General features: G+C 52.6%; 9 protein-coding genes. 1 reads left to right on the top strand and 8 read right to left on the bottom strand.

Annotation, left to right across the window (positions count from 1 at the left end; all coding sequences use genetic code 11):
• Nucleotides 1–5: 5 nt before the first annotated feature.
• The 6 genes from rsmB to gmk form a co-directional block, all read right to left on the bottom strand.
• Nucleotides 6–1,349: a 16S rRNA (cytosine(967)-C(5))-methyltransferase RsmB gene (gene rsmB / locus RIN67_RS05840; RefSeq protein ID WP_264999004.1), complete on the bottom strand. Its 1,344-nt coding sequence runs from the start codon at nt 1,347–1,349 to the stop codon at nt 6–8.
• The gene (fmt, locus tag RIN67_RS05835) at nt 1,349–2,293 is read right to left on the bottom strand and encodes a methionyl-tRNA formyltransferase (RefSeq protein ID WP_264999005.1); all 945 of its coding nucleotides are present in this window, start codon (nt 2,291–2,293) and stop codon (nt 1,349–1,351) included. Before fmt ends, rsmB begins: the two co-directional genes overlap by 1 nt.
• Before the next feature lie 29 nt (nt 2,294–2,322).
• On the bottom strand, nt 2,323–4,728 hold the full coding sequence (gene priA, locus RIN67_RS05830; RefSeq protein ID WP_264999006.1) for a primosomal protein N': 2,406 nt from the start codon (nt 4,726–4,728) through the stop codon (nt 2,323–2,325).
• A 10-nt stretch (nt 4,729–4,738) separates the two neighbouring features.
• Complete coding sequence (gene coaBC, locus RIN67_RS05825; protein WP_264999007.1) at nt 4,739–5,947, bottom strand: bifunctional phosphopantothenoylcysteine decarboxylase/phosphopantothenate--cysteine ligase CoaBC; 1,209 nt, start codon at nt 5,945–5,947, stop codon at nt 4,739–4,741.
• Between the two features lie 70 nt (nt 5,948–6,017).
• Nucleotides 6,018–6,233 (bottom strand): DNA-directed RNA polymerase subunit omega, encoded by a 216-nt coding sequence (rpoZ, locus tag RIN67_RS05820; RefSeq protein WP_024746469.1) that lies wholly within the window; start codon nt 6,231–6,233, stop codon nt 6,018–6,020.
• A gap of 3 nt (nt 6,234–6,236) precedes the next feature.
• Entirely contained in the window at nt 6,237–6,851 is a 615-nt protein-coding gene (gene gmk, locus RIN67_RS05815) for a guanylate kinase (RefSeq protein ID WP_024746470.1), read from the bottom strand.
• Between the two features lie 212 nt (nt 6,852–7,063).
• Between gmk and RIN67_RS05810 the strand changes: the two genes are divergently transcribed.
• Nucleotides 7,064–7,408 (top strand): hypothetical protein, encoded by a 345-nt coding sequence (locus RIN67_RS05810; RefSeq protein ID WP_264999008.1) that lies wholly within the window; start codon nt 7,064–7,066, stop codon nt 7,406–7,408.
• A 114-nt stretch (nt 7,409–7,522) separates the two neighbouring features.
• Here the strand turns inward: RIN67_RS05810 and RIN67_RS05805 are convergent, their stop codons facing one another.
• Together RIN67_RS05805 and recN are read right to left on the bottom strand one after the other, a co-directional pair.
• Nucleotides 7,523–9,373, bottom strand: coding sequence for an MSCRAMM family protein (locus RIN67_RS05805; protein ID WP_264999009.1), 1,851 nt, complete (start codon nt 9,371–9,373; stop codon nt 7,523–7,525).
• A gap of 175 nt (nt 9,374–9,548) precedes the next feature.
• Nucleotides 9,549–11,240, bottom strand: a complete 1,692-nt coding sequence (gene recN / locus RIN67_RS05800; RefSeq protein WP_264999010.1) for a DNA repair protein RecN — start codon at nt 11,238–11,240, stop codon at nt 9,549–9,551.
• Nucleotides 11,241–11,301: the final 61 nt, after the last annotated feature.

Raw genomic sequence — 11,301 nt, 5'->3', positions numbered from 1 at the left:
CTCACCTACGCTTTCCGCCGTAAGGCACTCACGAAGAAACCGTCAGTGTCGAAATCATCGGGATAGATGGACAACGTTGCCGTTTCCCGGTCGCCCTTGACGTTGCGCGTCGTGGTCACCCGAACGGCTTCAAAGTCGGGATGATCCGCTAAGAATTGACGAACCACCGCGTCATTTTCCGTTTCCAGAATCGTACAAGTACTGTAGACCATCAATCCCTGTGGCTTCAGCTTACGACTCACGGCATCTAAGATGGCCAGCTGAATCTTCTGGAGATGTTGGCTATCTTCGGGGGTCTTATCGTACCGAATCTCGGGTTTCCGCCGAACTAAACCAATCCCGGAACAAGGTGCGTCCACCAGAATTTTATCAAACGTCTGGTCAGCAAACTCATCATCGACCTTCCGAGCATCCAAAGCCATGGCGTTGACCCGGTCAGCGACCTGCAACCGTGCGGCGTTCTGGGCAATCAGCTTGACTTTCTTGGCATGCAAATCCAAGGCCGTGACCTGACCACCCGCAGCCGGGTCTAGTGCGGCTGCAATCTGCGTGGTCTTCCCCCCAGGAGCAGCACAGGCATCTAAGACCTGATCTCCAGGTTGAACCCGTAAGGCTTCTACGGGTAACATGGCACTTTCGTCTTGAATCGTCAGTTGCCCGTTCTCGAATAATTCGCTATGGTTAGCGGGTTGGCCGTCAACTCGTAGCCCATCACCCGAAACGGTACTGACGTCCACCTGGTATCCCACTGCCTCTAAAGCCTGGATAGCTTGATCCGCAGTCGTGACGGCCGTGTTGACCCGGACCGACTGGGTAGCCGGTTGGTTGATGGTCTGCAAGATGCTTTCGGTCTTAGCTTCCCCTAACTGGGCTTGTAAGGCTTTAACTAGCCAGACAGGCATCGAATAGGTCACACTGAGGCGCTGCGTTGGATCACTAATCTGGGCAACATCCGGAACGCCTTGTCGGTCGACGGCGTGTAAGACCCCGGTTACGAACCGGCGAATCCCCTCGTGGCCCCGTTCCTTGGCCAGTTGAATGGCCTCATCGAAGATGGCCCAATTCGGGATCCGGTCTAAGTACAGCATCTGATATAAGGCCACTAACAATGTCATCTTGACCCATGGTTGCAACTTTTGGTTGGGTTTCACAAAACTATCGAGATAGTACTCTAACGTCAGCTGGTGTTGAATGGTCCCGTAGACCAAGTTGGTCAACAACCGCCGGTCCGCGTCGTTTAACGTACTGCGGTCAATCATCTTATCCAATTGCAAGTTCGAGTAGGCACCGCCCGCAACCCGGGTCAGTGCATCCACGGCCATCGACCGTGCTGTTTGATTTTCGCTCATTATTCAGCCACCTGTTCACCCACTTGTAGGGCATCCGTTGATCCGTTCAGAAAGTCCGTGATACTTAGCTTAGGCTTACCGGCCGGTTGTAACTCATCAATCCGCAGAACACCATGTTCTCCGGTCGCAATTGCCAAGTGATGCTTGTCGCGGCTGACCAGTTCTCCGGGCTGTAAGTCCGTGGTCTGGTCCAGTACCGTGACCTGCCATAACTTGGTCCGTACCCCGTTCAGATAGATATGCGCTGTTGGGAACGGCCGTAACGCCCGAACCTTGCAGTCAATCATGTGAGCACTCATGGTCAGATCAATCCGTTCTTCATCGGACTTGATGGTCGGTGCGAACGTGACCCGCTGCTCATCTTGCTTAACGGGGGTAATCTCACCCGCCAGTAACTTGGGTAAGGTGTCCAGTAAAAGGTCCCGTCCCAACAGACTGAGCTTATCGAACATACTGCCGACATCGTCTTGGTCGGTGATTGGAATGGCGCGTTGGGCTAGAACATCCCCCGCATCCATCTTTTTCTCCATGAACATGATGGACACCCCGGTCTCTCGATCACCATTCATAATGGCGTAGTGGACGGGGGCGCCACCCCGGTACTTCGGTAACAGAGACGCGTGCACGTTTACCGCCGCGACCTTGGCCGCCTTCAAGAGCTTAGTCGGTAGGAATTGGCCAAACGCCGCCGTGACGATCAAGTCCGGTGCTAACGCGATAGCCCGGGCCATCTCAGGGCTCCCCCCGATTTTCTCCGGTTGGAGGACTTCGATATTGTTGGCGACCGCCACTTGCTTAACCGGTGATGCCGTTAAAACGTGCTTACGACCGACCCGCCGATCGGGTTGCGTAACAACTGCCAGAACCTGGTAGTCGTGGTCGATCAAACTTTGTAAGATAGGCGCGGAAAATTCCGGCGTACCCATAAAAATCACTGAGGTCATTGTTGCACCATACTTTCTTTAGTTAGAGTCTACATAAAATTCATCGGTTCGGGATCAATGGTAATCGTCAATCCCCGTTGGGCTTTTTGCGCCCCCTGCCGAATCTGTTCCAAGACCGCTTTTAACCGCGGCTCGTGCTTATACTTAATCACAACTTGATAATAATACTTCCGTTTGACCCGCGCAATCGCCTTGGGCGTCGGTCCTAAAATAATCGCCTGGTCACTGAGGCCTTGTCGCAACACATCCACGATCTGATACATGGCTTTCGCCGCGACGGGTTCCTCTTCATGACTAGCCGTCACTTGCACCGCATAATAGTACGGTGGGTAATTCCCCTGATGGCGCATATGCATCTCCGTGACGAAAAAGCGCTCGTAGTCTTGGCTTTGGGCCAACTGAATCGCGTAATGCTCTGGATTGAAGGTCTGAATAAACACCTCGCCCGGCTTTTCCGCACGGCCGGCCCGACCGCTGACCTGCGTCAGGAGCTGAAAAGTCCGCTCACTAGCTCGAAAATCCGGTAACCCCAGTGCCGTATCAGCATTCAAAACGCCCACTAAGGTCACGTTCGGGAAGTCCAAGCCCTTCGCAATCATCTGGGTCCCCAACAGAATGTCCGCCTGATGCTGTCCGAACTGCTTCAAGAGGCGTTCGTGGGCGCCCTTTCGCCGAGTCGAATCGACGTCCATCCGTAAGATTCGAGCAGTCGGTAACTTGGCCTGCAGGGCCTTTTCAACCTTCTGCGTCCCGGTTCCATAATACCGAATCTTGCGACTCTGGCAGTTGGGACAGATTCGGGGGATGGGTTCTTCGTGACCACAATAATGGCACTTCATGCTGTGGGTGTCCATGTGGAGCGTGAGTGAAATATCACAGTTGGGACACTTCAACACGAACCCGCAGTCCCGACACATCATAAACGACGAATATCCCCGCCGGTTCAGCATCAACACAACTTGTTCTTGGCAATCAAGACGGGTCTGGATGGCTTCTAAGAGTTCCGGTGAGAAGTCACCGTCCCCATTTTCCTTTAAAGCCTCCCGCATATCCACGATATGGACCGTGGGGAGCGGGTGGTCGTTGACTCGGTGTGCAAGGACCAAGCGGGTATACAACCCCTTCGCCGCGCGCGCCCGGGTCTCCAAGGACGGTGTGGCGCTCCCCAGCACCACCGGCGCTTGGTGGAACTTTCCGCGCCAGATGGCCACGTCACGGGCGTGGTACCGGGGATTTTCATCTTGTTTATAACTGGTTTCGTGTTCCTCATCCATGATAATGATGCCGATATCGTGCAGGGGGGCAAATACGGCTGAACGCGCCCCTACAACGACCGTTGCCTCTCCCCGGTCGATACGACGCCACTCATCGTACTGTTCGCCCTTCGACAGGCCACTGTGCAGCACCGCAACTTGATGACCGAACCGGGACTTGACCCGGTTGGTCATCTGCGGCGTCAGGGCAATCTCGGGGACCAGCATTAACGCGGTGCGACCCAAGGCTAAGGCCTTGGCGATACTTTGCAGGTAGACCTCCGTCTTCCCACTTCCCGTGACCCCTTCAACCAAGAAGGTCTGCTGCCGATGTTCGACCATGGCCGCGTCGATCGCATCGACTGCGGTCTGCTGTTCGGCATTCAGCGTCAAGGGACGGGTCGGGGGAACGGGCTGTTGAAACGGATCTCGGTAAACTTCAAGGGCCTGCTTGGTTGCCCACCCCTTGTTCACCGCCGTCCGGACAACTTCCGCGCTAACGCCGGCATCATGACCCACTTTTGCCTGAGCAACGGGCGTGGTCCCCATCGTCTGCAGATACGCCAGTAACTGGGCCTGCTTGGGAGCGCGCTTGGCTACTGCCGCTTGAATCTCTTGCAACTTCGCCGCTGGCAACGCCGGTAGAATGGCTGGGGTGGTCTTAACGGTGGCCTTATCCTGGACATCGTAAGTCACCGTCACCTTACCCGCCCGCCGTAGTTTCAACAGCCCAGCTAGCGTCTCGTCGGGCAACTTGCTGACATCGAAAGCCCGCGCTGAGCCATCTGGAAAGTATTGTGCGCGTTCAGCCGCTGAGATCTTATCGGTCGGCTGAACGAACCGTTCCACGGACGCCTTCAACAGATTAGGCAGCATGGTTTGGATGCACGTGATCCGAAACGCATAGGTCGTGGTCGCCAGCCAATCTGCGAGCTGCCAAAGTTCGGCGTTCAAAACGGGGGCCAAATCCAAAACGGCCGCAATGGGTTTCAATTGCCCGTCGTACTGGCTCTGATCACTGATCCCCACGACGAATCCGGAAACGACCCGGTGGCCGAACGGGACCGTGACCCGCATCCCCGGTTCTACTTGATCCTGAAACTGTTCCGGAATCGCGTAAGAGTACGGTTCATTTGTTTGCATGGTTGGTACATCAACTAAGACCTGCGCGATTTGGGCCATCCCGTTCACCTCATTTCTTTGCGAACAACTTTGCGACCTGTTCAATCAGCCGTTCACCGATCACCCGTTTGGGCGCGACCGGCGTTTGCTGACTAGTCCCATCAGCGAAGAGAAAGGTCACCTGATTATTGTCTCCGTTAAAGCCGATATCCGCTCGTGAGACATCGTTAGCAGCCAGCATATCTAAATGCTTGTGGCGTAACTTCTGCCGCCCATTTTTAAGCAATTCCTGGGTCTCAGCGGCAAAGCCCACCACGACCTGGCCCGCCTGCTTCATCGGCGCGACCGTTTTCAAAATGTCCGGTGTCTTTTTCAAGGTCAGCGTTAATTCATCATTATCCGCCGTCTTCTTAATCTTTTGCGTCGCGGCAGTCAATGGTTGGAAATCCGCAACGGCCGCGGCCATGATCAACGCATCGGCCTGCGGGAACCGTGACGTTACGGCGTCTGCTAACTCCTGGGTACTCTCGATAGGTACCACGGTCACGCCACGGGGAACGGTCAGGGCGGTTGGCGCCGTGATCAACGTCACGGTCGCTCCAGCCCGTTGCGCCGCCGCTGCGACTGCATATCCCATCTTGCCAGAAGAATCGTTAGTCAGGAACCGGACCGGATCTAACCGTTCTCGAGTTCCCCCCGCCGTCACTAGGATCCGTTTGCCCGTTAAATCAACGGTGGGTGCCGTGAGTTGCTCCAACTGGGCCACAATCTCGGCCGGCTCTAAGAAGCGGCCTTGACCCTGATACCCTTCGGCTAACGCACCCGTGGCCGGTGTCAGAACCGTGACGCCGTCATCGATTAACCGTTGCCGGTTACGTTGTGTCGCGGCCGCCAGCCACATGTGGCTGTTCATCGCCGGTACCACGACTTTGGGTGCCGCCGTTGCCAACCAGGTGGCACTCGCCACATCATCGGCTAACCCGTTAGCGAATTGTGCCATTAAATTAGCGGACGCTGGCGCCGCTAAGACCAATTCGGTCCAATCGGCCAACTCGATGTGGTCGATCTGCCCATCGGCTTGCCACCACCCCTGGTCCGTCAAGACGGGATGCTTGGTCAGAGTCGCGAACGTTTCCGCCGTAATGAAGCGACTCGCCGCCGCCGTTAAGACGACCCGTACCTGGGCACCTGCCCGTTGTAGGGCGCGCGCTAAGGTGGCGGCTTTGTAACTCGCCACGCTGCCACTGACCGTTAACGTCACATGTTTATCCTGAAGCATTGCAAACCTCCTCTTCTGACTAAAAAGGCCAGATTACCTACTGGCAACCTGGTCTATCCTAGCACCCAACTTAGGCGTTTAAATCTTTTTCGTCTGGATCAATCATCAAAGCCCCGGCCGCAATTTCTTCTAAGGCCCGGCCGATGGTCTTCGGCGACTTGTACTCCGTTAACAGTGGCTTAGCACCTGCGTCCAATTCATGGGCCCGCTTGCTAGCCAACATAATCAATGAATACCGTGAATCCACTTGCGCTAATAAATCATCAACTGAAGGATATAATAGCATTGTTTATTCGTCTCCAATCATCTGTTCGTAATCCGGCATGACCCGGGTCACCCGTAACCGTTCACTGCGAATGATCATCTGAATCCGTTCGACCGCGTTGCTGACTTCGTCGTTCACCACGGCGTAATCGTAGTTGCGCATCATCCGAATCTCACCCACAGCCTTTTTAATCCGCTTATTGATCACATCCATGGCATCGGTGCCCCGACCAATTAAGCGGTGCTTTAATTCCATTAAATCAGGGGGCGTCAGGAAAACGAAGACGGCATCGGGACAATTGGCCCGAACTTGCATCGCACCATTGACTTCGATTTCCAAGAAGACGTCTTTCCCTTGATCAAGGGTCTCATTAACATATTTTAACGGGGTACCATAGTAGTTGTCAACATACTTGGCGTACTCTAGCATCTCGCCGTTCCGAATGTTTTCTTCAAATTCTTCTTTAGAGACAAAGTAGTAATCGACCCCGTTCACTTCACCCTTGCGAGGTTTACGAGTTGTCATCGAAATTGAGTAAGAGAAGTCCGTATTGCCCGTTTCAAAAAGTGCCTTCCGTACCGTTCCCTTACCGACTCCCGAAGGACCCGAGAGCACAATGAGCATTCCACGTTTCGCCATTGTCTAAAAATCCCTTCACTAATTAAATTCTGGCCGGTTCACCTTACCCGGCAATTCTACAATTCTATAGGTTACTATATTACCACTCTTTACCACTCGATGGCAGGATTCCCGGTCGAAAACTGAGAAAAAACTTCCGTTCAGAAAAAGCTTGCAATCTTGAACGTGTGTTCGTATAATAAAAATACAAACAAATGTTCGAGGTGATCAGCATGCAAAACTCAACTGCCCGGCGATTCGCCAATTTATCCAATCAAGTCGCCACCATCTATCAAGAATTCTTCGGTGAACTCCCCTTGATCGATGGTCAAGTGGTCTATCCCCAAATGCCTGAATTTCAACTAACTTATTTTCTTGACCAGGCTGTGGCCCGCCATTACCGGGTTCAACTTCAATTCAAAGCTGCCCCGAACGTTGCCCCAATGACCGTCAGTGGCTTCCTGCAAACGGATGCTGCTCACTGCTCAGCACATGATTCTACGGTCTACGTCCCTAACAACCATCGTCACCCCGACGAGGCTCCGTTCGGTGCAACGCGTCCACCTTCATTAATTTAAGTCATCATGACACCAATCCGCCCTAATCAATTGACGCAAGCCAAATTGGTTAGGGCGGATTTTTTAACATCTTATCAGCAAGAATGTTATGAACTCAATCTTTTTAATGCCTGTTTAGGAACGGTTCCGACGCCATTGTAGATAGCCGAGGGTGCCACCTAGGAGAAGAAGGCCTAGGAATAACCCTGCTACCGCTTTTTGTTCATTCGTCTGCGGTAACTGACTAATAAAGCCGGCTTTCTTTTGGTGATGTCCCGGCGTCACAGTTGCCACAATTTCAGCGGAGGTTCCATGGGTCCGTTCACGAGCTGTTTTGGGCGTAGAGGACGTTGGCGTGTCTTGTCCTGTTCCGACCACCGTTACACTTTCGGATCCCGATGGCCGTCCCAAACTGGTCTTTTCGTGATTGGACGATGTCGTCCCTGAACGACTACCCGAATCGTCACTTGAGCTAAGTGTTACTGAGCTATCAGAGACGTTCCCCGTTGATGACGATGTCTCAGAACCCCCACTTGGTCGTGATGACGTTGAAGGACTTGAACTCCCACTTGGTACCAAGGATGTCGAATCACTAGAACTTGCACTTGGTACCGAAGATGTCAAAGTACTTGAGCTTGCATTTGGTACCGAGGATGTCGAATCACTAGAGCCTGCACTTGGTACCGAGGATGTCGAGACGCTCGAACGAGACTCACTAGCGTCATATTGCGATACCGATACCACTTGGCCTGAATCGCTAGGCGAAATGCTAAAGGGTACGCTATCCGAGTTCGTCAGATAGCAATCAGGGGCTACCCGCTCACTGAAGTAATACTTTCCGGTTCTTAGCCCTTTTAACGAAAAGGTTCCATCTGCGTCCGTCTTCCGGTCTAACATATAAGTCCCATCCGCACGATACAGACCATAAACCGCATTAGCTAGCGCCAGCTTATTCCCCAACGATAGCTTTAAGAAAGAGACGCTTCCTTGATAGGTGTCACCGCCAACATTGCCTTGCATCCCCCAAGTTGCCATTCCAGAAACATGTGAGGGCGTTAAGTCCGCAAAATTGTCGGTCTTTAGATAAGCATCGTTGTAGTACTCGCCATAGTCGGTACTAGCATACGGCTTTAGTCCGGCCTTAAAGGTAAAGCCGATAGGAGAATGGACGTTGGAAAACTTGAACGTAATCTGCGTTCCATCTGCGTTACTTTCGACCGTATAAACCGCATCTTTACAATAATCATTCAACACAACAGAACCGGGAATGTAGGTCTGATAAGGTCCCAGCTCATCAGTAACGGTCGTATCACCAAAATCTTGACCTTGTCCGTTAAACACAATGTTCCAAACCAGTGATGTTACCACTGGGGCCCCATCTTCTGAGTTTTTATCCCCTGGCCAGCCAACTTTATTGAACACATACGAACCAGAGCCGTCATCGCTAGAATGACTACCCGTTCCACCGCCAGTATCGGATCCGCCACTGGGCGTGCCCGTAGTCTCCGAATGACTTCCCGTCGAAGAACCTTTCCCGACCACCCAAAAACTGATGGTACCGCTTCTGTCGATATCCGTTCCTTGTAATTTATCGTTAAAAGTAATGATCCCAGTCCGTGAATTTGCCGAAAATGTCAAATGACCAGCAATTTCCTTTGACCCTGAAAGGACAATATCCGTATCCATTTGCTGGTCAAAAGCAAGAACTGCGCTGGGCAACGTAATTGTGGCCCAGTCACCAGCCGTGATTGGAACGCCATCATTAACCTTCCAAGAGTAGACGACCTTGTATTTTTGGCCTTCCTCTAAAACACTATCGTTCGCAACGACTAAATTATCCGATCGCGTAATCTTAGGTGAACCTGCATCCAACCCACTGGTTTCCCCCGATAAGTCTGACGCACGTGCGGATATACTACCGCTAAATGCTCCGACAATCAGAACTAGAAAACCGATTAAAAACCAAATAATCCTTCTTTTCCCCATACTTCAACCTTCTTTACCGTACTAACCCTTCACTATTTATTGTATCGCGATTAGGCTTAATATTACATGCCAAATATTTTTTAACGGCTTTTTATTTTATCCACACCATTAATTTCACGAGTTAGAAACACGAAAACCCTCTAAGTCGTCGTTAGAGGGTTCGTTAAGGTCTAAGTTATTTTTGTTTTGCTTGGGCTGCCAGTGTCAATAATTCCTGGGCGTGTTCCATTGCCAGCTTAGTGACTTGGGTCCCCGCCGACATCCGGGCCAATTCACCGACCCGCTTGTCTTCGCTGAGGCGGGTCAGCTTGGTTTCCGTCCGGTCGCCCACGATTTGTTTCGCAATAAAGAAGTGATGGTCCGCCATAGCCGCCACCTGAGGAAGATGGGTGATACATAGGACTTGCGAGTCGCGCGCGATCCCACTGATTTTTTCAGCAATGGCTTGGGCAACGCGCCCGCTGACCCCCGTATCCACTTCGTCAAAGATAATGGACGTGATCCCCTGCGACTCGGAAAAAATCGTCTTTAGCGCCAACATGATTCGGGACAGTTCTCCCCCAGACGCTACCTTGGCTAAGGGTAACATGGCCTCACCCGGATTCGTCCGCAGATAGAATTCCACATGGTCTAGCCCGGTACTCAATAGCCCCTGGGCACGATCAAACCGTACCTCAAAGACCGTTTTATCCATATACAAATCAGCCAGCTCATGATGAATCGCCGTTTCCAGCTTTCGCGCTGCCGTTTGTCGCGCCTGGCTCAACTGCTCCCCTAACTGCCGTAGCTGTGACGCCTGGGTTGCCACCTTCGCTTCTAGGTCGTCAGCCGTCTCGTCGGTCGCTTCCATGTGCTTGAGCTCCGCCGCAATCTTGTCGTAGTACTTCAACACCTGTTCTTCCGAATCACCGTATTTGTACTTCAACTGATTAATGACTTCTAATCGCCGTTCAATCTGGTCCAGGCGCCCTTCGTCCCACTCCAACATATCTAGCTGTGAAGAAACATCCCCCACCGCATCGGTCAAAGCATAATACGCCGTTTCCAAGCCACTGGCAATCTGCTTGAACGCTGGGTCAAAATCCGCAATGGCCTGCATGGCCTGTAGGGCGTCACTCAGTTGGTCGTTGACGCCGGGAACCGTATCTTCCCCGGTCAAAATAACCTGTGCCTTTTGCAAGGCATCGTTGATTTTTTGAAAGTTATCCAACCGGTCCCGTTCGGCAACCAATTGTGCCTCTTCGCCCGGTTCTAACTGGGCCGCTTCAATCTCATTGACTTGAAACCGCAACATATCTAAGTGTTGGGCCCATTCTTTTTCGTTAGCCCGTCGACTCTCCAGGGTCGACTTCAACTTAGTATAAGCTTGATAGGTCGTGGTGTACTGTCGCTCCAGCGGCACCACCGCTTTACCGGCAAATTCATCCAGCATCCCCAAATGCTTATCCGGCTGCATCAATTCCTGATGCTCATTTTGGCCGTGAATGTCCACCGCCGTCTCGCCGATTCGCTTTAAGGTACTGGTGTTGACCAACATCCCATTGACCCGGCAAATGTTGCGCCCGTTAGCATGAATCTCCCGTTGCAAGATGACACTGCCGTCGTCATGATCGATGCCCAGATCATCCAAGACCCGGTAAGTCACGCCGTCTGCCGGGAAAACGAAGCTTCCCTGAATCACGGCTTTGGGGGTTCCCGTCCGGACGAAGCTCGCCGACCCCCGGCCACCCGCTAAGAGTCCGACCGCGTCAATGATAATCGATTTCCCAGCACCGGTTTCCCCGGTAAGGACCGTCATGCCGTTTTGAAACGTGACGTCTAGTTGGTCGATGATCGCAAAATTTTTAATAGACAGCTCCTGTAACACGTTGTAGCCTCCTAAAAATAACGACCACCGGTTACGTCGTCAGCATGGGGCTGGTCAGCAA

Origin of the sequence: Levilactobacillus namurensis, from assembly GCF_032197885.1 — a bacterium.
In the GTDB taxonomy this organism is placed as follows: domain Bacteria; phylum Bacillota; class Bacilli; order Lactobacillales; family Lactobacillaceae; genus Levilactobacillus; species Levilactobacillus namurensis_A.
This window is presented reverse-complemented; position numbering and strand designations above follow the sequence as displayed.